Here is a 22,253-nt window from a genome sequence, read left to right as displayed (position 1 = left end):
CAGGATCAGGCGGACAGACGGGCGCGACCCTTGCCACGGCGGGACGCGAGAATCGCGCGGCCGGCACGGGTGCGCATACGCAGCCGGAAGCCGTGGGTCTTGGCGCGACGACGGTTGTTCGGCTGGAAGGTGCGCTTGCTCACTCGGGGGCTCCAGAAAGAGTTCGTAGATTGCGGGGTGCCGTCCTGGCTGTCACCGTGCGCCCACGAGTAGCTCGCGTTACGCCCGAGTGCACCGCTGACCGATCATCTTGCGCGATCTGTGCCCATCGGAGGCAGGCGGCAGCAGCCATCGACAACTCGACCTCGTCACGGTACGCGCGGCTGAGTCATTCGGTCAAACCGGCCGCCGCCGGGAGACACTTGTCCACAGGCTGGGGACAATAACTTGAACCGTACCGGCCGCCCTGACTACCGTGGCTGAACTCCGATTCGTTCCTTTGTCCCTCCAGCACCCCCTTTAGAACCGACCCAACCCGTCCCTGAACCACATGCTTCGAGGGACCTGTGAGAGAGCGTGCCCTGTGGCTGACGTACCTGCCGATCTTGCCGCAGTGTGGCCACGCGTATTGGAGCAGCTCCTCGGTGAGGGCCGGGGCCAGGGAGTGGAGGGGAAGGACGAACACTGGATCCGGCGCTGCCAGCCGCTGGCGCTGGTCGCCGACACCGCCCTGCTCGCCGTGCCGAACGAGTTCGCCAAGGGCGTACTGGAGGGCCGCCTGGCACCGGTCGTCAGCGAGAGCCTGAGCCGCGAGTGCGGGCGCCCCATCCGTATCGCCATCACCGTCGACGACTCCGCGGGAGAGCCTCCGGCCCCGCTCGCCCCCCGCCCTCAGCCGCGCTACGAGGAACCCGAGCTCCCGCCCGCCCGGCAGGACCGCCCCGAGCGCCAGGACCGTCCGGACAGGCAGGACCGCCAGGAGCGCGAGCAGTACGAGGACTACGACAGCTACGAGGGCTACGGCCGGCGCCGCGCCGACCAGCGTCCCGGACCGCCCGGCGACCAACTCCCCACCGCCCGCCCGGCCTACCCCTCGGAGTACCAGCGCCCGGAGCCCGGCTCCTGGCCTCGCCCGGCAAAGGACGAGTACAGCTGGCAGCAGCAGCGCCTCGGCTTCCCGGACCGCGACCCGTACGCCTCGCCGTCCCAGGAGACGTACGGTTCCCAGGACGGCTACGGTGGCGCGCCCTCGCAGGACTACCGTCCGCAGCCGATGGAACGCCCCTCCTACGACCAGCAGCGCTCCGACTACGAGACAGCACGCGCGGAGTACGACCGCGGCAAATACGACCGCAAGGACTACGACCAGCGCGACGCAGTCCGCCGCGAGCTGCCGGAGCCTCCCTCCGGTGCGGGTCACGTCCACCGTGGCGGCCCCGTCGGCCCGAACCTGTCCGCCAGCGGTGCACCCGGCCCGTTGGCCGCGCAGCCCGCACCGGCAACCGGCCCCGGTGAGCCGACCGCGCGGCTGAACCCGAAGTACCTCTTCGACACGTTCGTCATCGGCGCCTCCAACCGCTTCGCGCACGCGGCGGCGGTGGCGGTGGCCGAGGCACCCGCGAAGGCGTACAACCCCCTCTTCATCTACGGAGAGTCCGGACTCGGCAAGACGCACCTGCTGCACGCGATCGGGCACTACGCGCGCAGTCTCTATCCCGGCACCCGGGTGCGGTATGTGAGCTCGGAGGAGTTCACCAACGAGTTCATCAACTCCATCCGCGACGGCAAGGGCGACAGCTTCCGCAAGCGGTACCGGGAGATGGACATCCTGCTGGTCGACGACATCCAGTTCCTCGCGGACAAGGAGTCGACGCAGGAGGAGTTCTTCCACACCTTCAACACGCTGCACAACGCCAACAAGCAGATCGTGCTCTCCAGTGACCGGCCGCCCAAGCAACTGGTGACGCTGGAGGACCGGCTGCGGAACCGTTTCGAGTGGGGTCTGATCACCGACGTCCAGCCGCCGGAACTGGAGACGCGGATCGCGATCCTGCGCAAGAAGGCGGTGCAGGAGCAGCTCAACGCCCCGCCGGAGGTGCTGGAGTTCATCGCCTCTCGGATCTCGCGGAACATCCGTGAGCTGGAGGGCGCGCTGATCAGGGTGACGGCCTTCGCCTCGCTCAACCGGCAGCCGGTGGACCTCGGGCTGTCGGAGGTCGTCCTGAAGGACCTGATGCCCGGCGGAGACGACTCCGCGCCGGAAATCACCTCGACGGCCATCATGGGCGCGACCGCCGACTACTTCGGGCTCACGGTCGAGGACCTGTGCGGCACCTCGCGCGGACGCGCGCTGGTAACCGCCCGGCAGATCGCGATGTACCTGTGCCGCGAGCTGACCGACCTGTCGCTGCCGAAGATCGGCGCACTGTTCGGCGGCCGCGACCATACGACGGTGATGCACGCGGACCGGAAGATCCGCAATCTGATGGCGGAGCGGCGCTCCATCTACAACCAGGTCACCGAACTCACCAACCGCATCAAGGCCGGCTGAGGCCTCACAGCGCCCGTAACAAGGCAGGCACCCGTGACAAGGGACCGGTAACAGGCCACCCGCCGCGGGCACGAGGGGATACAGCGCCCGCCCACAGCTGTCCCTGCCCCTCGGGCAGGCTCGGCCCCCTCAGAACCGTCTCAGACACCGAGGAAGGGCGTCCCCGGACCACATCCGGGGACGCCCTTCCTCGTATGCCCGCCGACTCACCGGCCCGCTCACCTGAAGGCCCCAGAAGGACCTTCGGGAGCCTTCAGGAGCCCCCGGGACTCGCCGACCATCCCCCTCAGCCGTCCCCCACCGTCCTCGCGTCGGTCCTCGGACGCCCCCGGTCGTCCTCGAGGTCTCGTCCGCTGTTCCATTTCGGCACCGGGTTACGGCCTTCCTCCACAGATTCGGCAAGTTTTTCTCGTCCACATCCTGGGGACCGCGAAGTTGTCCCGATCCTGTCCACAGGGCCGCCCGATGGGGCACTATCGGGCCAGGTCAACTGGTTGTGGATTCGTGGACAAGCGATCTCCACAGCCTGTGGACAAAGCGGTGATCCACAACCTGTGGACAAAGTTTTCCACAGGCAATCCACAGGCAGAGACCGGTTGTCCCCAGCGATCATCCGCTTCTCCACACGCCTGTCCACTGTTCGGCAACGTCACGCGCCCCCTCACCGGGTCGAGTGAAAGGCGTCACACCAAGGTGCCGAGGGGGCCTGTGGGAAAGACCGGCAAACCTGGGGACGAAGCTGGGGAGAACTCGGCCCGACCTGTGCACGGAGTGTGCAGAACTTTCTGTTCTCCACAGAAACCCCGAGTTGTCCACCGGCTCCACCCACAGGACCAGTGGACAAAATCTAGGCCCTGAGCTGGGAAAACGAGGTTATCCACGGTATCCACAGGCCCTACTACTACTCCCAACTAGAGAGAGTGAGGAATCCGTTTCGAAGAGGGCCCTGTGCACAACTCGCCGCTTCTACGCCGACTGCCCCTCGTCACGACTTGACCCCGAGGGGCACCTACTGTCAGTGCTGTGCGTCAGACTGTTCCCCGGTGTCCTTGCCCCTCTCAGAGGCCGAGCACACCGAGTCAGATGACGAAGGCGAAGCAGGGCGCGAGAACGCCGGCAATAGCAGGAGGCGGCTTACGGTGAAGATCCGGGTGGAACGCGACGTACTCGCGGAGGCAGTGGCCTGGGCGGCGCGCAGCCTCCCGGCTCGTCCGCCGGCGCCGGTCCTCGCCGGCCTGCTGCTGAAGGCCGAGTCGGGACAGCTGAGCCTGTCCAGCTTCGACTACGAGGTCTCCGCGCGGGTCTCGGTGGAGACGGAGGTCGAGGAGGAGGGCACGGTGCTCGTCTCGGGCCGGCTGCTCGCCGACATCTGCCGGGCTCTCCCCAACCGGCCGGTGGAGATTTCCACAGACGGTGTACGGGCGACAGTGGTCTGCGGCTCCTCGCGGTTCACGCTCCACACCCTGCCGGTGGAGGAGTACCCGGCTCTGCCGCAGATGCCGAACGCGACGGGCACGGTGCCCGGTGAGGTCTTCGCGTCCGCCGTGCAGCAGGTCGCCATCGCGGCGGGCCGCGACGACACCCTGCCCGTCCTGACCGGTGTCCGCATCGAGATCGAGGGCGACACGGTGACGCTGGCCTCCACCGACCGCTACCGCTTCGCGGTCCGCGAGTTCCGGTGGAAGCCGGAGAACCCGGAGGCCTCGGCGGTCGCCCTGGTGCCCGCCAAGACGCTCCTTGACACCGCCAAGGCGCTGACCAGCGGCGACCAGGTGATTCTGGCGCTGTCCGGTTCGGGTGCGGGCGAGGGCCTGATCGGCTTCGAAGGCGCGGGCCGACGCACCACCACGCGGCTGCTGGAGGGTGACCTCCCGAAGTACCGCACGCTGTTCCCGACCGAGTTCAACAGCGTCGCCGTCATCGAGACCGCCCCCTTCGTGGAGGCCGTCAAGCGTGTGGCCCTGGTCGCCGAGCGCAACACCCCGGTGCGGCTGAGCTTCGAGCAGGGTGTGCTCATCCTGGAGGCCGGTTCCAGCGACGACGCACAGGCTGTGGAGAGGGTCGACGCCCAGCTGGAGGGCGACGACATCTCGATCGCCTTCAACCCCACGTTCCTGCTGGACGGCCTGAGCGCCATCGACTCCCCGGTGGCCCAGCTGTCGTTCACCACGTCCACCAAGCCCGCGCTGCTCAGCGGCAGGCCCGCAGTGGACGCGGAGGCGGACGACGCCTACAAGTATCTGATCATGCCGGTGCGGCTCAGCGGCTGACCTCGCCCCGCCTGCCCACGATCGCCCGCATCGGTCCACAGGCGGGCGCGGTCTTCCGGGCCCGCCTGTGGACCGTGGGTGTGTACCGGATCGTGCCGGGCCCGGAAGCGGCGGAAGACGGCTGGTCGGTCGGCGTTGGTGAAACCGCAGGTGAGGGCGTGCGCATGAGCGCGTATGCCCACAGATGTGCGTGAGCGCCCGGGTTTAGGGTCGGGTCGGTACGTAAGTGCCGCGGCACGCTCGTGCCGCCATGCCACGTCGCAACCTAAGGAACACAACTGATGGAGCTCGGTCTCGTCGGCCTCGGCAAGATGGGCGGCAACATGCGTGAGCGGATTCGCCGCGCGGGCCACACCGTTCTCGGATACGACCGCAATCCGGACCTCGCCGATGTCCACAGCCTGGAAGAACTTGTGGGCAAGCTCGAGGGCCCGCGCGTGGTCTGGGTGATGGTCCCGGCGGGCGAGGCCACCCAGTCGACCATCGACGAACTTGCCGCGCTGCTGCAGCCCGGCGATGTCGTCGTGGACGGCGGCAACTCCCGCTGGACGGACGACGAGAAGCACGCCGAGGAGCTGGCAGCCAAGGGCATAGGCTTCGTCGACTGCGGGGTCTCCGGCGGCGTCTGGGGCCTGGAGAACGGCTACGCGCTGATGTACGGCGGCGACAAGGAGCACGTCGCCAAGGTGCAGCCGGTCTTCGACGCCCTGAAGCCGGAGGGTGACTTCGGCTCGGTGCACGCCGGCAAGGCCGGCGCCGGCCACTTCGCCAAGATGGTCCACAACGGCATCGAGTACGCGATGATGCAGGCCTATGCCGAGGGCTGGGAGCTCCTGGAGAAGGTCGACTCGGTGACCGATGTCCGGGAGGTCTTCCGCTCCTGGCAGGAGGGCACGGTCATCCGCTCCTGGCTGCTCGACCTCGCGGTGAACGCGCTGCACGAGGACGAGCACCTGGAGAGCCTCCGGGGGTACGCGCAGGACTCCGGTGAGGGACGCTGGACCGTGGAGGCCGCGATCGACAATGCGGTCCCGCTGCCGGCGATCACCGCGTCGCTGTTCGCGCGGTTCTCCTCCCGTCAGGAGGATTCGCCGCAGATGAAGATGATCGCGGCGCTGCGCAACCAGTTCGGCGGCCACGCGGTCGAGAAGAGGTAATCCACAGAGAAGCAATCCACGAAGCAGCCGGAGCGGCCACAGCCCGAGCAGTCGGGGCAGCTCCGGACTGCAGTCCACAGGACCGCACGACGGTCCACAACGCCGGGGGAGGTTGGCGAACGACCATGCACGTCACGCATCTGTCGCTGGCCGATTTCCGGTCCTATCCCCGGGTCGAGGTCCCGCTCGACCCGGGGGTCACGGCCTTCGTCGGCCCCAATGGGCAGGGCAAGACGAATCTTGTCGAGGCGGTCGGCTATCTCGCCACCCTCGGCAGCCACCGTGTCTCCTCCGACACCCCGCTGGTCCGCATGGGAGCCGACCGCGCGATCATCCGGGCCCGGGTCCGCCAGGGCGAGCGGCAGCAGCTCGTCGAACTGGAACTGAACCCGGGCCGCGCCAACCGCGCCCGGATCAACAGGTCCTCGCAGGTCAGGCCCCGGGACGTGCTGGGGATCGTCCGCACCGTCCTGTTCGCGCCCGAGGACCTCGCCCTGGTCAAGGGTGATCCCGGCGAGCGGCGTCGGTTCCTGGACGAGCTGATCACCGCCCGCTCACCGCGCATGGCCGGTGTCCGCTCCGACTACGACCGTGTTCTCAAGCAGCGCAACACGCTGCTGAAGTCTGCTGCGCTGGCCCGCCGCCACGGCGGGCGCACCATGGACCTGTCCACCCTCGACGTCTGGGACCAGCACCTCGCGCGGGTGGGTGCCGAACTGCTGGCCCAGCGACTGGATCTGATCGCCGCGATCCAGCCGCTCGCCGACAAGGCGTACGAACGGCTCGCGCCGGGCGGCGGTCCCGTCGCCCTGGAGTACAAGCCGTCGGCACCCGGCGAGGCGCACACGCGCGAGGACCTGTTCGAGCAGTTGTCGGCCGCGCTCGCCGAGGCGCGCAAGCAGGAGGTCGAGCGGGGCGTCACCCTGGTCGGCCCGCACCGCGACGATCTGCTGCTCAACCTCGGCCGGCTGCCGGCCAAGGGCTACGCCTCCCACGGCGAGTCCTGGTCCTACGCGCTGGCACTGCGCCTGGCCTCCTACGACCTGCTGCGCGCCGAGGGCAACGAGCCGGTGCTGGTCCTCGACGACGTCTTCGCCGAGCTGGACGCCCGCCGTCGTGAGCGCCTTGCCGAGCTGGTCGCGCCCGGCGAGCAGGTGCTGGTGACCGCGGCGGTCGATGACGACGTCCCCCATGCGCTGTCGGGGACGCGGTTCGCGGTGGCCGAGGGGATGGTGGAACGGGTATGAGCGAGCCGGGCAAGCTTGACGGCACCCCCGGAGACGCTCAGAAGGCGACCCCTGAGCCCTCGGGTGTCGACCTCGCTCGTGTGGCGTTGCGCGCGGCCAAGGAGGCGGCACGCGCGCGTGGGGACGTGGCGCAGCAGAAGAAGCAGGCGCGGCGCGGTGGCCTGCGCTCGGGTGCGCGCGGGGACCGGCGCGATCCCATGGCGCTCGGCGCGGCGATCAACCGGTTGCTCACCGAGCGCGGCTGGGAGGCCCCGGCCGCGGTGGGCGGTGTGATGGGGCGCTGGCCCGAGATCGTCGGTGAGGACGTGGCCAAGCACTGTGAGCCGGAGCGTTACGACGAGGACGAGCGGGTGCTGATCGTGCGCTGCGACTCCACCGCGTGGGCGACGAATCTGCGGCTGCTCGCCCCGACTCTGGTTGCCCGGCTGAACGAGGACCTGGGCCACGGCACGGTGAAGCTGCTCAAGGTCAACGGGCCGGGTGGCCCGGCCCGGCGCTACGGCCCGCTGCGTGCCCCCGGAAGTACCGGTCCCGGCGATACGTACGGGTGACCGAGGCCCCTTTCCGGGCCATGTTCCGGGCCTTCCACGGGATGGTGACCGACGTCACATCGGGGGCTTCCGGGGGCGCGTTCGGTCCGGCGGTGCCCCTTTCGTCGCACCCCCGGGCGGGGTGCCGGATCGCCACCTGACTCGTAAGTAGCAAAGGGTTGATGGCTGGAAGCGCTAGGTGCCCTCGTGAGCCTCCTGGAGCCCCCATCCGCATATCGGGAGTCGGGCGAGACCGGTTGAGGGCGGCACATGCGGACTCAGGCACCGGCAAACCCCCATCGATGTCCGAGCTACCGGTAGACTGGAAGCAATCCCGCCCCGATCGTGGGGATCGCCCGGGAAAAGCTGAGCAACGCTGATCAAGGCTTACCAACGCAACATGCCGCAGCCGCTCCGGCAACCCGCCGCCGAGCCTGGCTCGTGGTGTGCCAGAAAGGGCGCTTCGTGGCCGATTCCGGCAACCCCAACGAGAACATCCCGTCCACCGACATCGGCGCGAAGAACGAGGCGACCGCCCTCAGCGGTGAGGTCACCGCTTCGTACGACGCCAGTGCCATCACCGTCCTCGAGGGTCTGGACGCGGTCCGCAAGCGACCCGGTATGTACATCGGTTCGACCGGTGAGCGAGGGCTGCACCACCTGGTGCAGGAGGTTGTCGACAACTCCGTCGACGAGGCGCTGGCCGGGCACGCGGACACGATCGATGTGACGATTCTGGCCGACGGCGGTGTCCGGGTCGTCGACAACGGCCGGGGCATCCCGGTGGGCATCGTCCCTTCGGAGAACAAGCCGGCCGTTGAGGTCGTGCTGACCGTGCTGCACGCGGGCGGCAAGTTCGGCGGCGGCGGATACGCGGTCTCCGGCGGTCTGCACGGCGTCGGTGTCTCCGTGGTGAACGCCCTGTCGAGCAGGGTCTCCGTCGAGATCAAGCGTGACGGCCACCGCTGGACGCAGGACTACAAGATGGGCGTCCCCACGGCCCCGCTGGTCCAGCAGGAGGCCACGGACGAGACCGGGACCACGGTCACCTTCTGGGCCGACGCGGACATCTTCGAGACCACCGATTACTCCTTCGAGACGCTTTCGCGGCGTTTCCAGGAGATGGCGTTCCTCAACAAGGGCCTGCGGATCAACCTCACCGACGAGCGTGAGTCGGCGAAGGCCACCGCCGGGGCGGACGAGGCGGGCGAGGACGAGAAGTACGAGGTCAAGGCCGTCTCGTACCACTACGAGGGCGGCATCGTCGACTTCGTGAAGTACCTCAACTCCCGCAAGGGCGAAGCGGTGCACCCCACCGTGATCGACCTCGAGGCCGAGGACAGGGAGAAGCTCCTGTCCCTCGAGGTCGCCATGCAGTGGAACAGCGGCTACACCGAGGGCGTCTACTCCTTCGCCAACATCATCCACACCCATGAGGGCGGTACGCACGAAGAGGGCTTCCGCGCGGCGCTCACCTCGCTCATCAACAAGTACGCGCGCGACAAGAAGCTGCTGCGCGAGAAGGACGACAACCTCACGGGTGACGACATCCGCGAGGGTCTGACCGCGATCATCTCGGTCAAGCTGAGCGAGCCCCAGTTCGAGGGTCAGACCAAGACCAAGCTCGGCAACACCGAGGTGAAGACCTTCGTCCAGAAGGTCGTCTACGAGCACCTGGCGGACTGGCTGGACCGCAACCCCAACGAGGCCGCGGACATCGTCCGCAAGGGCATCGCGGCGGCCACCGCGCGTGTGGCGGCCCGCAAGGCCCGCGACCTGACCCGCCGCAAGGGCCTGCTGGAGTCGGCGTCCCTGCCGGGCAAGCTCTCGGACTGCCAGTCGAACGACCCCACCAAGTGCGAGATCTTCATCGTCGAGGGTGACTCCGCCGGCGGCTCGGCCAAGTCCGGCCGGAACCCGCAGTACCAGGCGATCCTCCCGATCCGGGGCAAGATCCTCAACGTTGAGAAGGCACGCATCGACCGGATCCTGCAGAACCAGGAGATCCAGGCGATGATCTCCGCGTTCGGCACCGGTGTGCACGAGGACTTCGACATCGAGAAGCTCCGCTATCACAAGATCATCCTGATGGCGGACGCCGATGTCGACGGACAGCACATCAACACCCTGCTGCTGACTTTCCTGTTCCGCTTCATGCGGCCACTGGTCGAGGCGGGGCACGTGTTCCTCTCCCGTCCCCCGCTCTACAAGATCAAGTGGGGCCGGGAGGACTTCGAGTACGCGTACTCCGACCGCGAGCGCGACGCGCTGATCGAGCTGGGCCGTCAGGCCGGCAAGCGCATCCGTGAGGACTCCGTCCAGCGCTTCAAGGGTCTCGGCGAGATGAACGCCGAGGAACTGCGCATCACCACGATGGACCAGGAGCACCGTGTCCTCGGCCAGGTCACCCTGGACGACGCCGCGCAGGCCGACGACCTGTTCTCCGTCCTCATGGGCGAAGACGTCGAGGCGCGCCGCCAGTTCATCCAGCGCAATGCCAAGGACGTCCGCTTCCTCGACATCTGAGTCGGTCTCAGCTGACCGCACCAGGAAGGATCTTCACCAGCAATGACCGACGAGAACACTCCCGTCACGTCCGAAGAGGACGGCATCGTCCTGCGTGTCGAGCCCGTCGGGCTCGAGACGGAGATGCAGCGTTCGTACCTCGACTACGCGATGTCCGTCATCGTCTCGCGTGCGCTGCCGGACGTCCGTGACGGGCTCAAGCCCGTCCACCGCCGCGTGCTGTACGCCATGTACGACGGCGGCTACCGGCCCGAGCGCGGCTTCTACAAGTGCGCGCGCGTCGTCGGCGACGTCATGGGCAACTACCACCCGCACGGCGACTCCTCGATCTACGACGCGCTGGTCCGCCTCGCGCAGCCGTGGTCGATGCGGATGCCGCTGGTGGACTCCAACGGCAACTTCGGCTCCCCGGGCAACGACCCCGCGGCGGCCATGCGGTACACCGAGTGCAAGATGGCGCCGCTGTCGATGGAGATGGTCCGCGACATCGACGAGGAGACCGTCGACTTCAAGGACAACTACGACGGCCGCTCCCAGGAGCCGACCGTCCTGCCGGCCCGCTTCCCGAACCTGCTGATCAACGGATCGGCCGGTATCGCGGTCGGCATGGCGACCAACATCCCGTCGCACAACCTGCGTGAGGTCGCGGCCGGTGCCCAGTGGTACCTGGAGCACCACGACGCGTCGAACGAGGAGCTGCTCGACGCGCTCCTCGAGCGCGTCAAGGGCCCCGACTTCCCGACCGGCGCCCTGGTGGTGGGCCGCAAGGGCATCGAGGAGGCGTACCGGACGGGCCGTGGCTCGATCACCATGCGCGCGGTGGTCGCGGTCGAGGAGATCCAGAACCGCCAGTGCCTGGTGGTCACCGAGCTGCCGTACCAGACCAACCCCGACAACCTCGCGCAGAAGATCGCCGACCTGGTGAAGGACGGCAAGGTCGGCGGCATCGCGGACGTCCGCGACGAGACGTCGTCCCGCACCGGCCAGCGCCTGGTCATCGTGCTCAAGCGGGATGCCGTCGCCAAGGTCGTCCTGAACAACCTCTACAAGCACACCGACCTGCAGACCAACTTCGGCGCGAACATGCTGGCGCTGGTCGACGGCGTGCCGCGCACGCTCTCCCTGGACGCCTTCATCCGCCACTGGGTGAACCACCAGGTCGAGGTCATCGTCCGCCGTACGCGCTTCAGGCTGCGCAAGGCCGAGGAGCGCGCGCACATCCTGCGCGGTCTGCTGAAGGCCCTGGACGCCATCGACGAGGTCATCGCGCTGATCCGGCGCAGCGACACCGCCGAGATCGCCCGCGGGGGCCTGATGGGCCTCCTGGAGATCGACGAGATCCAGGCCAACGCGATCCTGGAGATGCAGCTCCGCCGGCTGGCGGCACTGGAACGCCAGAAGATCGTCCAGGAGCACGACGAACTTCAGGCGAAGATCAACGAGTACAACGAGATCCTCGCCTCCCCGGTCCGCCAGCGCGGGATCGTCAGCGCGGAACTGGCCGCGCTCGTCGAGAAGTACGGGGACGACCGCAAGACGAAGCTGATCCCCTATGAGGGCGACATGTCCATCGAGGACCTGATCGCCGAGGAGGACATCGTCGTCACGGTCACGCGCGGTGGCTACATCAAGCGCACCAAGGCCGACGACTACCGGGCCCAAAAGCGTGGCGGCAAGGGCGTACGGGGCGCGAAGCTCAAGGAAGACGACATCGTCAACCACTTCTTCGTGTCCACCACGCACCACTGGCTGCTGTTCTTCACCAACAAGGGCCGGGTCTACCGGGCGAAGGCGTACGAGCTGCCCGACGCCGGCCGGGACGCGCGCGGACAGCACGTGGCGAACCTGCTGGCCTTCCAGCCGGACGAGGCGATCGCCCAGATCCTCGCGATCCGTGACTACGAGGCGGCGCCCTACCTGATTCTTGCCACCAAGGCCGGCCTGGTGAAGAAGACGTCGCTGAAGGATTACGATTCGCCGCGTTCGGGCGGTGTGATCGCGATCAACCTGCGGGAGCAGGAGGACGGTTCCGACGACGAACTGATCGGAGCCGAACTTGTCTCGCCAGAAGATGATCTACTACTGATCAGCAAGAAGGCGCAGTCGATCAGGTTCACCGCGACGGATGAAACTTTGCGACCCATGGGCCGTGCGACTTCAGGCGTAAAGGGCATGAGTTTCCGCGAAGGGGACGAACTGCTCTCGATGAATGTTGTTCGACCCGGTACGTTCGTGTTCACTGCCACAGACGGCGGGTACGCGAAGCGGACCGCTGTCGACGAGTACCGCGTCCAGGGTCGCGGCGGCCTCGGTATCAAGGCCGCCAAGATCGTCGAGGATCGTGGAACCCTCGTCGGTGCGCTGGTGGTCGAGGAGACCGATGAGATCCTCGCCATCACGCTGTCGGGCGGTGTGATTCGTACGCGAGTCAGTGGGGTCAGGGAGACGGGCCGTGACACCATGGGCGTCCAACTGATCAATCTGGGCAAGCGCGATGCCGTGGTCGGTATCGCTCGTAACGCCGAGGCGGGACGCGAGGCGGAGGAAGTCGACGGCGACGTGGCCGTGGACGAGACCGATGAAGGTGCCGTGACCACCGGCACGGACGAGGGTGAGGCGCCCTCGTCCGAGTAGCACGAGGAGTGAGTCAGCGTGAGTGGAGCCACGGGCGCCGGACCGACCGGTACCAGTACGGGCACGGACGGCGGTGGCCGTGGCTCTGCCGCGCGGGCGACAGATCCGCACACGACCAACCTGAAAGCGATCAAGTCGCCCGGCAAGGACTCGCCTTCGTCCGACAGACATGGATCCCAGGGGGGGACTGTGACGGACACCCGAGGTCAGCAGCAGAGCGCGCCCGGACAGGGCGCCGCTGCTCACGCGGCCTCACCGCTGCCGGGGGAACGGCAGCCGCAGCAGCAGGCGGGGCCGTACCACCCGCCGCAGGCCTACACCGCGCAGGACGGTACGGCAGGGGGCCAGGCCGGCACGGTGCGCCGTCCGCGCACCGGGGCGCGCACCACACCGCGCGTGCGCAAGGCGCGCCTGCGGGTGGCCAAGGCCGACCCCTGGTCGGTGATGAAGGTCAGCTTCCTGCTCTCCATCGCCCTGGGCGTCTGCACGATCGTCGCCTCCGCGGTGCTGTGGATGGTCATGGACGCGATGGGTGTCTTCTCCACCGTCGGCGGCACGATCTCCGAGGCGACCGGCTCCAACGAGTCGAACGGCTTCGACCTCCAGTCGTTCTTGTCGCTACCCAACGTGCTGCTGTTCACGACGATCATCGCGGTCATCGACGTCGTTCTGGCGACGGCCCTGGCGACCCTCGGCGCGTTCATCTACAACCTCTCCGCGGGCTTCGTGGGCGGCGTCGAGCTGACGCTGGCCGAGGACGAGTGAGCGGCGCTCAGTGCTTTCCCGGTCCGCTCCGACGGCCCCCCAACAACCGATTTTGGGACTGCCCCGGTCGTGCGCTAATCTTCAGGAGTCAGCGCGCGGGACATACACCGCAGAGCGCGGCGGGGCTATAGCTCAGTTGGTTAGAGCGCATCCCTGATAAGGATGAGGCCACAGGTTCAAATCCTGTTAGCCCCACCAGCCAAAAGACCCCCAGTCGATCAAGACTGGGGGTCTTTGACATCCACGGGTGACATCAGCCGATGAGCGGGTCTTCCAGAAGCTCGGCGAGCATGCCGACCGCTTCCCGCTCACTGTCGCCGACCACGTGCGTGTACACGTCCATGGTCATGCTGATCTGGCTGTGCCGGAGAATCGCCTGAGCCACCTTGGGATGCACCTTCAGGAAGGCCAGCAGGGTCCCGCAGGTGTGCCGGGCGAGGCGGACCGTGATGCGACGGACACCGGCCCGCTTGACCAGCCGATCGAAGGTACGGGAGAAGCCCACCGGGTCGATCATGCCGCCGTGCTCGGACGAGAAGATCAGGTCACGGTCCGGCTCCTGCGACCAGTGCTCACCGGCGATCTTCCGTTCCAGCTCTTGCAGCTCCCGGCGCTCCTCCAGGGCACGGGCGCAGAACTCCGGAAGCGGGAGCACCGCCTGTGAGGACTCCGTCTTGAGGTCCTTGAGGACCAGGCCCACGCCTTTGACCCGCTGCACCTGCTTGACCGGGGTGAACTGGCCGGCCTCGAAGTCGATGTCCTGCCAGCGAAGCCCGAGCACCTCGCTCCGCCGCAGGCCGAGGACCAGGACGAGGACGCAGGCCGCGTAGAGCCGGTGGGCACGGACCGAGCGAAGGAAGGCGATCGCTTCCCGCGCGTTCCACGCCTTGACCTTGTCCTTGGTGACCTTGGGCATGTCGACCAGGAGCGCGACGTTACGCGTCACCAGCTCCTCGCGGATCGCCCGGTTGAGGGCGTTGCGGAGAACGCGCAGCACCTCGAAGCGGGCGGAGGCGCCGACCTTCTCACGCCTCAGCGCGGCCATGAAGACGCGGATCTGTGCCGGAGTGAGCTTGACCAGTGGTTTCTTCCTGAGGTGCGGCAGCAGGTAGAGGCGAACCTTGGACTCGTACTTGACGTACGTGTTGTGCTCGCGCTCCGGAGCGACGATGTGCTCGAGCCAGTAGGACAGCCACTCGCCGAGCGTCCAGGACCGGGACGGCACGGGGACGCCGTTGCGCTCCTGGTCCTGGAGCTTGCCGAGCTTCTCGTTCGCTTCGTCCCAGGTCCGGCCGTACACGTACTTGCGGACCCGGTTGCCGTCCGTGTCGGTCACGTACGCGGCGCCCTGGTAGCGACCGTCGGACCGCTTGGTGATCGTGCCACCGCCGTTGGGCCGTCGCTTCGCCATCAGGCAGCCTCTCCGATCTGCCCGGTGATGAAGTCGCGGACCGCGTGATCCGGGATGCGACGGCACCCGTCGACCTTGATGGAGACGAGGCGATGCGTGCGGATCAGGTCGTAGACCTTGGTACGGCCTACCTTGAGCCGCGCCATGACCTCGGGCACGGTCAGCAGTTCGGGGGCGGCGGTGGTCATGTGGCGGCTCCTTCCAGGTCGAGCAGGGCGGGTAGTTCCTCGCGGGCGGTTTCGCGGTTGAGTTGGATGTCGCGGCGGATGGTGGTGGCGAGCCAGGATTCGCCGGGGGTGTGGCCGTGGCCGGCGTAGGTCCAGTGGGCGAGGGTCAGGGTGGTTGCCTCCGTGTCGTCGGGGTCGGGCAGGCCCAGGGCTGCGCGTTGCTGGGCCGCGCGGTAGTCGGCGCGGGTCTGGCGCAGGGCACCGAGGGTGGTGGAGTAGCTGCGCGACTTGGTGGAGAAGTGGCCGCGGAAGCCGAGCATGTGGGCCCAGTCGCGGAGCTTGCGGTCCGGGTAGAGCGCGTGCAGGTCCAGGCATGCCTCGATCAGCCGGCGGGGGTGGTCGGGTACGCCGAGCAGGATCAGGGCTTCCTTGTTGCCGATGCGGCGGTCGACGGTGCCCGTGGTTTCGGCGGCTTTGGTGGCGTACTTGGCGACGTAGGAGGCGACCGCCTGTTCGCTGATCTCTTCGCCGTCGCCGAAGGCCCGGATCGGGCGTACGTCGAGCTGTGTGCCCCAGCGCAGGGTGCGGGCCGGGAGCTCCCCGGCGGCGGGTACGTCGACTTCGGCGCGGGCGGCGGCTGCGTGGATGGCATCGGTGAGGAGATCGAGGGTGGCCCAGGCCGGCGGCGGGTCGTCGGGCCCGTCGGGTCCGTCGAAGCGGATCACGGCGTGGAAGTGCACGGCCCCGCGCTTTTGGTACTCCGCGACCTTGCCGAAGGAGACGCGGGAGGCTTCGCGCGCTGCCTTCTGGGTGAGCCCGGCCCGCTTTGCGATCTCGCGGCGGAGGTAGATCGTGAAGTAGCGCCACAGCTCGGAGGCGTGGTTGTTCCACAGCACGGCGCCCGCGTAGTCGTAGGTGTCGGGGTCGAGCGGGGTGCCCAGCTCCTGGGCGTCCTCCGTGTGATGGGTGCCGCAGCGGCAGGGCCGGTTGCCGGGCCGGTTGTGGACCGGGCCGAACGAGGGGGCGGTGAGGGTGGCGAAGACGCGCGGGTGGTCGCGGATGGTGTGCGGGGTGCCCTTGTCGGGGTCGCCGACGAGGCCGGCGCGGATGAGGTGGTAGGTGTCGCCCGCATACGTCCAAGCGCAGGCCGGGCAGCGGGAGGCCCGGCGGTTGCCGCAGGCGAGGCGGAGGCGTCCGCCGGGCTCGGTGTCGGTCGAGTAGGAGTGCAGCACCTGCCCGGTGGCGGCATCGCGGGTGACGGTCGAGCCCATCAGGTGGATCGGGTCGGTGCAGCCACCGGTGCGGCGGATCTGCTCCTGTATGCGGTCGAAGCCAGTGGACCCGGCCAGCCTCAGCACATCGGCGAGGGTGGCCGGGTCCAGGCCCGCCGCAGTGGCGGTGTCGGTCACTCGGTCACTTCCCGAACCGGACGAGGCCGATGGCGGGGGCGGCGGTGTGGCCGGTGCCCTGGCAGGTCGGGCAGGCGATGCGGAGGGTGGTGCGGGTGCCGTCGGCGTGGCGGGTGCCGGTGGTGATGGCGACGATGGGGAAGCCATCGCAGTCGCGGCAGACGCGCGTGGTCCGGGTGCGCTGGGGCATCATGAGATCTCCCTTTCGGGTCCGTTGGATCTGGATGGGGGTGCAGGCGCCCGGAGCGGCGGAAGTTTGGCGACCGAGGCCGCTCCGGGGGCCGTTCAGCGGCGGCGGTTGCGGCGGAACCCGGGGACGGGCGGGATGGCGTCGTAGGCCCGGCGGCCCTGCTCGAAGGCGTCCCGGTCGTCCTGGCTCATGCCGGAGGTGCCGATCTGCCGGGTGATCCGGCCCACGGCCTTGCGGTCGCCGTGGCGCTTGGCGATGGCGTACTCGCGGCCCAGTTCCGTCATCTCCGGGTTGGCCGGCGCGTTGGTGTTCTTGCGGCTGAAGAGGCCCATGTCAGTGCTTCCTTTCGGCGTTGAGCAGCGAGCGCAGGACGACGGCGCAGACGGCGACCGAGGTGGCGGTGACGGCGATGGCGAGGAGCATGGAGACCAGGACCGCGCCGACGACCAGGACGACGGCGGTGCCGCCGCCGACGAGGGCGAGCGCGGTACCGGGCGTGAGCTGGACCGTGGGCCGGGCCGGGACCGGGGCGATCGGGGCCGGCGGCGGGGTCGGAGTGCCGGGGGCGGGGTCGGAGTGCCGGGGGTGATGGTGGTCGGCTGGATGACGGTGGGCGGGGTGACCAGGCCGGTGGGCTGGGGCATGGTCGGGGGCTTGGGCCGGAGCACGGGCGGTTCTCCTTTCACGGGTTACTTGACGGCGGTGTCGATGACCGGGGCGAGCAGGCTGTCGGCGAGGAGGTAGCCGCCGAGGAGAAGCACGGCGATCAGCCACCAGGGCGGGCGGATGAGCTTGACGCCGAGCCAGCCGACGACGATCAGGGCGAGCCAGAGGGGAACGTCCATGGCGCGGTGTCCTCCTATGCCTTGCAGCGGTGGGTGCGGGCGGCGAGTTCGGCGGCGGAGCGGTCGTGGTAGTCGGCGGAGAAGCCGCAGCGCGGGGCGGTGCAGGCGGCGGTGTGCATCTCACGGCCCCGGCCGTCGTAGTAGGTGGCGACCTGTACGGGGCCGATGCGGATGCGGTTGCGGAAGCGGCGGTACACGCTCATGGGTCAGTCCTCCCGTCCGACGAAGTCGTCGGTGTGGTCGGTGAGCCACTGCTGGATCTCGGCGTGCTCGTAGCCGTCGGCCCGGCTGATGGCGGCTTCGGCGACCTCCACGGCCTTGACCAACTGGTTGTTCCGGGTGAGTTCCGCGGACTGTCGTAATGCGGATTCGATCGATGGGCGCATGGGTGGTTCTCCTTCGCAGGTCAGGTGAGCTGGAGTTGGGCGGCGATCGCGTTGGTCATCGGTGCGGGCAGGCCGAGCCGGGCCGAGAGTGTGTCGGCGGGCATCGGGGTGCCGGTGGACGCCTGATGTGCGTCGGCGATCTTCCGGGCGTGGTCCAGCAACGCGACCGGGACCGTGGGCATCTCAGTGGGCTGAGGCGGCGCCGGGGTCAGTTCCGGTGCGGCGGGTGCCGGAACCGGCTCGGGGGTGTCGGTGCGGGTCACGTCGACTTCCGGCGGTGTTGCCGGTGCGTCGTCCACGGGCTGCGTGGGAGTCGGCTTGGCGGCGGGGGTGTGGACCAGCAGGGTTCCGCCGAGGAAGGCCAGGGCGGGCCAGCCGGCGACGAGGATGCGCAGCCAGTCGGGCACGTGGTGCAGGTCGAGGAGCCCGGCGGTCGCGATGTTCGCGCCGAGGGAGGCGAACAGGGCGATCACGAACCAGGTCCAGGCCGAGCGGTCCCGGCGGGCCGTGCGCAGTCGGCTCCAGGCGGCGACCAGGAGCAGGTCGACGGAGACCGGATAGGCCCAGGCTTTCCAGCCGGTCTGTCCGGCGGCTTCGGCCAGGTCGTGCAGGTGGGCGAAGGACAGCGCGCCGGCGATGACGGCTTGGACGAGCACGGCGTCGATGCGGATCGAGCGGAGCATGGGGCACCTCCCTTCGAGGGGGGTTGGGCCGGGGACGGGCGGTCAGCGGTATCCAGCCACCGCCCGGTCCCGGCGGTCAGTCGGTGACCGGGCGGGGCTTGACCAGCGAGGGAACGGCCGTCGGCGCCTCGGTGGGCACGTTGGGGCGGAACGGGTCGAGGGCGGGGAAGTCCGGGACCAGGTGGGCGAACTCCCGGCAGGCCGCCACCACTTCCGCGCGGGAGGTATGCGGGGTGCGGATCTTCGACCAGCCGCCCGCAGGGTCCACCGCGACCGCGGTCCCGGGGCGTTCCATTGGGATCAGGCCGGCGGCGGTGACCGCGTCCGGGGCCACGTCGGCCAGGCCCATTTCGGCGGTCTGCTTGTCGTTGACCCGGTGCACGACACGGCCGGTGAGCTGGGCACGGAGCATGGTGGCGCCCTTGCCCAGGTCGGAGCCGAAGCGCTGCCCGCAGATCTCCAGGTAGATGCCGACCGCACGGGCCATCTGCGCCAGCCGGATCAACGCGGTCACGATCCGCTCGCGGCGTTCCTCGTCCCTCTTCGAGGAGATCAGGAACAGTTCCGCCACCTCGTCGACCAGGACGACGACCGGCACCGGGCGCAGGTGCTCGGGCAGCTCCCACACGTCGGAGACGCCGTGCCGGCTGAGCAGGTCGAAGCGGTCTTCCATCTCCGCCACCAGGACGGCCAGCAGCGAGGCGGCAGTGTCGGGGGTGGTGACCAGCGCCGACAGCCGGGCAGCGAACGCGGATTGTTCCACCCCGCGCTTGCAGTCGATGCCGACCAGCGCCACCGGCAGTTGCGCCAGACCCTTGATCAGGTTGCGCTGATACATCGACTTGCCCGAGTGGTTCGCGCCCAACGTGAGCGCCATGGGGGCCTTGCGGTAATCCCGCTCGAAGGCGGTCCCGTCCTCCCGCAGCGCCACCGGCACCACCAGGTCACGCGGTGCGGCGTTGCGCGGCATACGCACCCGGCGCAGCACGTCGTAGCCGGTCATGCGCAGTTCGACGAAGCCGGGCCGGGTCTCCACCACGGTCACCGAGTGCACCCCCCAGGCGTGGCGCAGTCGCTCGGAGGAGGCGGCCACGTCGGCGGGCTCCAGACCGGCCGGGAGCCGCAGCGTGGCCCGCAGACCGGTCGAGGTGGGCCGGATGCGGCGGATCTTCGGGGGCACCGGCTGCACCTCGCGGCGGGCGACGTTGCGGGTCATGAACGCCCGCAGGCCGGACGGCTGCACCGTCAGACCGCACACGTCCATCGTCGACCGGTAGGAGAAGACGAAGCGGCCCCAGGTGACCGGCATCCCGACCAGCGACCAGTACACGCGCGGGGCGCGTACCTTCGCGTAACCGATCCCGCCGGCACCCGCCATGGCTCCCGTGGCCTCCAGCCACATCGTCAGGTCAGCCATGATCAGGCCGCCGCAGTGATCGCGACCGCGCGGAACGAGATGCCGTGCCGCTTCTGGCCGTTGAACTCGTTCTCCCAGTCACGGGCCTTGAGCCCGACCACCCGCACCGGCATGCCCGGCGCCAGGCCCTCGGGGAAACCGGTCTCCGGGATGGTGACCTGGTAGAGGTTGCCCTCGCCCTCGTCCGAGACGAGCAGGCCCACGGTCGACAGACCCGCACCGGTCTCCCGGTCGACGGCCCGCTCTCCGGTCTTCTGGTTGACCAGTTTCGGCACCGGGGCAGTCGCCACGAACACGATGGCGGACGAAAGATCGATCTTGAAGGACGGCATGACTTCTCCCTGCGTGGACGTCGGGCAGCCCAAAGAAGGCTCCCGGAGCCCGCTGTCCTAGGACTGCGGGCGCCTGAGAGAGATATTGCATCGCAGTCCTGGGACTGCCAACAGTCCTGGGACTGTGTTTGACTGGGGCCCGTAGAGAGGGGTTCGAGATGGCGCCCAAGTGGCGAGAACTGGCTGACAGGCTGGCTGAGCAGATCAAGAGGGGTGACTACGCACCGGGCCAGCAGTTGCCGCACATCAGAGAGCTTGTCGAGGCCGGCGAGGGTTCAAAGTCCACCGTCCATGCCGCATACAAGGCACTGGAAGCCGAGGGCCTGGTCACCTCGTCACGGGGGCACGGCACGGTCGTGCGACAGCAAGTACCGCTCAAACGACTCGGCATCGCCCGTTACGACAAAGCCAAGTGGCGGGATGGCGACGAGGTGGCGTTCATCGCGGACAGGGTGGCCTCCGGGCGCGGGTATCGCCGCAACGAGCAGACCCAGACGATCAGCCTTGTTGAAGCGCCGGCAGAGGTGGCCGCCGCGCATGACTTGCCGGTGGGTGCCGAGGTCTACGCACGCGCGCGGCTGGTGAAGGAAGGTGAGCAGCCTACGCACACGCTGACCAGCTACTACCGTCCCGAACACGTGGAAGGCACGCGCCTGGTGGACCCCACACCAGGACCAGCCGGCCGGGGCGGAGGATTTCGCGTGCTGTACGACGCGGGTTACGAGATCGATCACATGAAGGAAGAACTCTATGCCCGTGCTCCCACGCCGGATGAAGTGAAGCTGCTTCAACTGCCACCGGGCGAACCGGTTGTGGAGCTGCACCGGACCACCTATACGGCGTCAGGCACAGTGGTGGAGTTCGCCATCGGGGTACACGCGGCTTCACGCTTTGCCTGGGAGTACGACTTCAAGGTGCCGGACTCGGCGAAGGACAGGGAAGGTCAGCAGTGATCTCGACGCAGGATTGGGCAGACACGCGGCGCCTGTGGGAGTACCACCAGATGGGCCACTCGCTTCGGCCGTGCTCGGTCGCCATCGGTCTCGGCAGCCACGATCTGGGGGTCGCCGACACGGCGGTAGACCTGTACAGGCGCGGCATGGCTCCACTGCTCGTGTTCACCGGCGCCACCAGTCCTACGACGCGGGACCGCATGCCGCGGGGCGAAGCCGTCCACTACCAGGAGCGGGCCCTTGAGCTCGGCGTTCCCAGCTCGGCTGTGCTTGTTGAACCCCGCGCCCGCAACACAGGTGAGAACATCCGCTTCTCCCGGGACCTGTTGGAAGAGGCCGGCGTCGACGTGTCCTCTGTCCTCCTGATCAGCAAGCCGTACGAGGAGCGGCGAGCGTACGCCACAGCCCGCAAGCTCTGGCCCGACGTCGAGATCGTGAGCGCTTCCACTCCGATGACGTTGGACGAGTACGTCGACTCCATCGGTGACGCTCGTTTGGTGATCGACATGCTGGTGGGCGCGCTTCAGCGGCTGATGATCTATCCGGCGCAGGGGTTCATGGTCAGCCAGCCGGTACCGGGCGACGTCATCGAGGCATACGAGCGACTGTGCCAGAGCGGCTTCACGAGCCGACTCCTCACTACGGGCACGCCCTCCGCTTGACGCTCGAAGGCACGAGATCCCACGGACGCCGAGCCAGTTGTTACAGGTTTCTCTACCTCATCAAGCCCCGGCTGCGCTCCGCTCCGCCGGGCGCGCTCCCGGCTCCGCTGCGGGCGCCGCTCCTGCCTCCGGCCCGCTCCGCCCGCGCTGCGCCTACGCGCGCCCACATGTGGACAGG

The 22,253-nt window shown here is 68.5% G+C and carries 22 protein-coding genes, 1 tRNA gene and 1 pseudogene; 11 read left to right on the top strand and 13 right to left on the bottom strand.

Features of this window, described 5'->3' with window-relative positions:
- Positions 1–5: 5 nt before the first annotated feature.
- On the bottom strand, positions 6–143 hold the full coding sequence (gene rpmH / locus ACFPZI_RS22815; protein WP_003949374.1) for a 50S ribosomal protein L34: 138 nt from the start codon (positions 141–143) through the stop codon (positions 6–8).
- A gap of 380 nt (positions 144–523) precedes the next feature.
- Between rpmH and dnaA the strand changes: the two genes are divergently transcribed.
- The 9 genes from dnaA (at position 524) to ACFPZI_RS22770 (ending at position 13,818) form a co-directional block, all read left to right on the top strand.
- Positions 524–2,491: a chromosomal replication initiator protein DnaA gene (gene dnaA, locus ACFPZI_RS22810; protein WP_381365956.1), complete on the top strand. Its 1,968-nt coding sequence runs from the start codon at positions 524–526 to the stop codon at positions 2,489–2,491.
- Between the two features lie 1,139 nt (positions 2,492–3,630).
- Positions 3,631–4,761 (top strand): DNA polymerase III subunit beta, encoded by a 1,131-nt coding sequence (gene dnaN, locus ACFPZI_RS22805; RefSeq protein WP_381365953.1) that lies wholly within the window; start codon positions 3,631–3,633, stop codon positions 4,759–4,761.
- A 281-nt stretch (positions 4,762–5,042) separates the two neighbouring features.
- Positions 5,043–5,918, top strand: a complete 876-nt coding sequence (gene gnd, locus ACFPZI_RS22800; protein WP_381365950.1) for a phosphogluconate dehydrogenase (NAD(+)-dependent, decarboxylating) — start codon at positions 5,043–5,045, stop codon at positions 5,916–5,918.
- A 125-nt stretch (positions 5,919–6,043) separates the two neighbouring features.
- Positions 6,044–7,165, top strand: a complete 1,122-nt coding sequence (gene recF / locus ACFPZI_RS22795; RefSeq protein ID WP_381365948.1) for a DNA replication/repair protein RecF — start codon at positions 6,044–6,046, stop codon at positions 7,163–7,165.
- Positions 7,162–7,716 (top strand): DciA family protein, encoded by a 555-nt coding sequence (locus tag ACFPZI_RS22790; RefSeq protein ID WP_381365945.1) that lies wholly within the window; start codon positions 7,162–7,164, stop codon positions 7,714–7,716. The genes recF and ACFPZI_RS22790 overlap by 4 nt, the downstream gene beginning before the upstream one ends.
- A 444-nt stretch (positions 7,717–8,160) precedes the next feature.
- Positions 8,161–10,221 carry a DNA topoisomerase (ATP-hydrolyzing) subunit B gene (gene gyrB, locus ACFPZI_RS22785; RefSeq protein WP_381365942.1) on the top strand — a complete coding sequence of 687 codons (2,061 nt, stop codon included), beginning with the start codon at positions 8,161–8,163 and terminating at the stop codon, positions 10,219–10,221.
- 42 nt (positions 10,222–10,263) lie between these two features.
- Positions 10,264–12,855, top strand: coding sequence for a DNA gyrase subunit A (gene gyrA, locus ACFPZI_RS22780; RefSeq protein ID WP_381365939.1), 2,592 nt, complete (start codon positions 10,264–10,266; stop codon positions 12,853–12,855).
- A gap of 18 nt (positions 12,856–12,873) precedes the next feature.
- A complete protein-coding gene (locus ACFPZI_RS22775; protein WP_381365936.1) occupies positions 12,874–13,620 on the top strand; it encodes a DUF3566 domain-containing protein in 747 nt (248 codons plus the stop codon).
- Between the two features lie 121 nt (positions 13,621–13,741).
- A tRNA-Ile gene (locus ACFPZI_RS22770) sits at positions 13,742–13,818 on the top strand.
- Between the two features lie 55 nt (positions 13,819–13,873).
- Here ACFPZI_RS22770 and ACFPZI_RS22765 read toward each other — a convergent pair.
- The 12 genes and pseudogenes from ACFPZI_RS22765 to ACFPZI_RS22710 all read right to left on the bottom strand — a co-directional run bounded on the left by ACFPZI_RS22765 (position 13,874) and on the right by ACFPZI_RS22710 (position 20,460).
- Positions 13,874–15,031, bottom strand: a complete 1,158-nt coding sequence (locus ACFPZI_RS22765; protein ID WP_381365933.1) for a tyrosine-type recombinase/integrase — start codon at positions 15,029–15,031, stop codon at positions 13,874–13,876.
- The gene (locus ACFPZI_RS22760; RefSeq protein ID WP_381213579.1) at positions 15,031–15,219 is read right to left on the bottom strand and encodes a helix-turn-helix domain-containing protein; all 189 of its coding nucleotides are present in this window, start codon (positions 15,217–15,219) and stop codon (positions 15,031–15,033) included. The genes ACFPZI_RS22765 and ACFPZI_RS22760 overlap by 1 nt, the downstream gene beginning before the upstream one ends.
- On the bottom strand, positions 15,216–16,607 hold the full coding sequence (gene repSA / locus ACFPZI_RS22755) for a replication initiator protein RepSA (RefSeq protein ID WP_381365930.1): 1,392 nt from the start codon (positions 16,605–16,607) through the stop codon (positions 15,216–15,218). The genes ACFPZI_RS22760 and repSA overlap by 4 nt, the downstream gene beginning before the upstream one ends.
- Before the next feature lie 4 nt (positions 16,608–16,611).
- A complete protein-coding gene (locus ACFPZI_RS22750; protein WP_381366370.1) occupies positions 16,612–16,797 on the bottom strand; it encodes a hypothetical protein in 186 nt (61 codons plus the stop codon).
- 95 nt (positions 16,798–16,892) lie between these two features.
- On the bottom strand, positions 16,893–17,129 hold the full coding sequence (locus ACFPZI_RS22745; protein ID WP_381365927.1) for a hypothetical protein: 237 nt from the start codon (positions 17,127–17,129) through the stop codon (positions 16,893–16,895).
- Between the two features lies 1 nt (position 17,130).
- Positions 17,131–17,465: pseudogene (locus tag ACFPZI_RS22740) on the bottom strand (SpdD-like protein).
- 21 nt (positions 17,466–17,486) lie between these two features.
- Positions 17,487–17,642 carry a hypothetical protein gene (locus tag ACFPZI_RS22735; protein ID WP_109376597.1) on the bottom strand — a complete coding sequence of 52 codons (156 nt, stop codon included), beginning with the start codon at positions 17,640–17,642 and terminating at the stop codon, positions 17,487–17,489.
- A 14-nt stretch (positions 17,643–17,656) separates the two neighbouring features.
- The gene (locus ACFPZI_RS22730; RefSeq protein ID WP_381213590.1) at positions 17,657–17,845 is read right to left on the bottom strand and encodes a mobile element transfer protein; all 189 of its coding nucleotides are present in this window, start codon (positions 17,843–17,845) and stop codon (positions 17,657–17,659) included.
- Positions 17,846–17,848: 3 nt separating this feature from the next.
- On the bottom strand, positions 17,849–18,028 hold the full coding sequence (locus tag ACFPZI_RS22725; RefSeq protein WP_381213592.1) for a hypothetical protein: 180 nt from the start codon (positions 18,026–18,028) through the stop codon (positions 17,849–17,851).
- Between the two features lie 20 nt (positions 18,029–18,048).
- Positions 18,049–18,711 carry a DUF2637 domain-containing protein gene (locus tag ACFPZI_RS22720; protein WP_381213595.1) on the bottom strand — a complete coding sequence of 221 codons (663 nt, stop codon included), beginning with the start codon at positions 18,709–18,711 and terminating at the stop codon, positions 18,049–18,051.
- Positions 18,712–18,787: 76 nt separating this feature from the next.
- On the bottom strand, positions 18,788–20,128 hold the full coding sequence (locus tag ACFPZI_RS22715; RefSeq protein ID WP_381365922.1) for an FtsK/SpoIIIE domain-containing protein: 1,341 nt from the start codon (positions 20,126–20,128) through the stop codon (positions 18,788–18,790).
- A gap of 2 nt (positions 20,129–20,130) precedes the next feature.
- Positions 20,131–20,460: an SCO3933 family regulatory protein gene (locus ACFPZI_RS22710; RefSeq protein WP_381365919.1), complete on the bottom strand. Its 330-nt coding sequence runs from the start codon at positions 20,458–20,460 to the stop codon at positions 20,131–20,133.
- Between the two features lie 158 nt (positions 20,461–20,618).
- On the opposite strand from ACFPZI_RS22710, the gene ACFPZI_RS22705 reads away from it, so the two are divergent.
- Positions 20,619–21,413 (top strand): GntR family transcriptional regulator, encoded by a 795-nt coding sequence (locus tag ACFPZI_RS22705; RefSeq protein ID WP_381213603.1) that lies wholly within the window; start codon positions 20,619–20,621, stop codon positions 21,411–21,413.
- Positions 21,410–22,075 (top strand): YdcF family protein, encoded by a 666-nt coding sequence (locus ACFPZI_RS22700; protein WP_381365914.1) that lies wholly within the window; start codon positions 21,410–21,412, stop codon positions 22,073–22,075. The genes ACFPZI_RS22705 and ACFPZI_RS22700 overlap by 4 nt, the downstream gene beginning before the upstream one ends.
- Positions 22,076–22,253 lie beyond the last annotated feature (178 nt).

Origin of the sequence: Streptomyces chlorus (assembly GCF_042655885.1) — a bacterium.
GTDB lineage: Bacteria > Actinomycetota > Actinomycetes > Streptomycetales > Streptomycetaceae > Streptomyces > Streptomyces chlorus.
This window is presented reverse-complemented; position numbering and strand designations above follow the sequence as displayed.

What these genes read in the sequence shown, in the direction of transcription:
- ACFPZI_RS22720 (WP_381213595.1), bottom strand. Translation starts at nt 18,711, where the DNA reads ATGCTCCGCTCGATCCGCATCGACGCCGTGCTCGTCCAAGCCGTCATC.
- ACFPZI_RS22760 (WP_381213579.1), bottom strand. Translation starts at nt 15,219, where the DNA reads ATGACCACCGCCGCCCCCGAACTGCTGACCGTGCCCGAGGTCATGGCG.
- gnd (WP_381365950.1), top strand. Translation starts at nt 5,043, where the DNA reads ATGGAGCTCGGTCTCGTCGGCCTCGGCAAGATGGGCGGCAACATGCGT.
- ACFPZI_RS22705 (WP_381213603.1), top strand. Translation starts at nt 20,619, where the DNA reads ATGGCGCCCAAGTGGCGAGAACTGGCTGACAGGCTGGCTGAGCAGATC.
- gyrA (WP_381365939.1), top strand. Translation starts at nt 10,264, where the DNA reads ATGACCGACGAGAACACTCCCGTCACGTCCGAAGAGGACGGCATCGTC.
- ACFPZI_RS22765 (WP_381365933.1), bottom strand. Translation starts at nt 15,031, where the DNA reads ATGGCGAAGCGACGGCCCAACGGCGGTGGCACGATCACCAAGCGGTCC.
- ACFPZI_RS22790 (WP_381365945.1), top strand. Translation starts at nt 7,162, where the DNA reads ATGAGCGAGCCGGGCAAGCTTGACGGCACCCCCGGAGACGCTCAGAAG.
- ACFPZI_RS22745 (WP_381365927.1), bottom strand. Translation starts at nt 17,129, where the DNA reads ATGGGCCTCTTCAGCCGCAAGAACACCAACGCGCCGGCCAACCCGGAG.
- ACFPZI_RS22725 (WP_381213592.1), bottom strand. Translation starts at nt 18,028, where the DNA reads ATGCGCCCATCGATCGAATCCGCATTACGACAGTCCGCGGAACTCACC.
- ACFPZI_RS22750 (WP_381366370.1), bottom strand. Translation starts at nt 16,797, where the DNA reads ATGCCCCAGCGCACCCGGACCACGCGCGTCTGCCGCGACTGCGATGGC.
- ACFPZI_RS22735 (WP_109376597.1), bottom strand. Translation starts at nt 17,642, where the DNA reads ATGGACGTTCCCCTCTGGCTCGCCCTGATCGTCGTCGGCTGGCTCGGC.
- ACFPZI_RS22710 (WP_381365919.1), bottom strand. Translation starts at nt 20,460, where the DNA reads ATGCCGTCCTTCAAGATCGATCTTTCGTCCGCCATCGTGTTCGTGGCG.
- recF (WP_381365948.1), top strand. Translation starts at nt 6,044, where the DNA reads ATGCACGTCACGCATCTGTCGCTGGCCGATTTCCGGTCCTATCCCCGG.
- ACFPZI_RS22730 (WP_381213590.1), bottom strand. Translation starts at nt 17,845, where the DNA reads ATGAGCGTGTACCGCCGCTTCCGCAACCGCATCCGCATCGGCCCCGTA.
- ACFPZI_RS22715 (WP_381365922.1), bottom strand. Translation starts at nt 20,128, where the DNA reads ATGGCTGACCTGACGATGTGGCTGGAGGCCACGGGAGCCATGGCGGGT.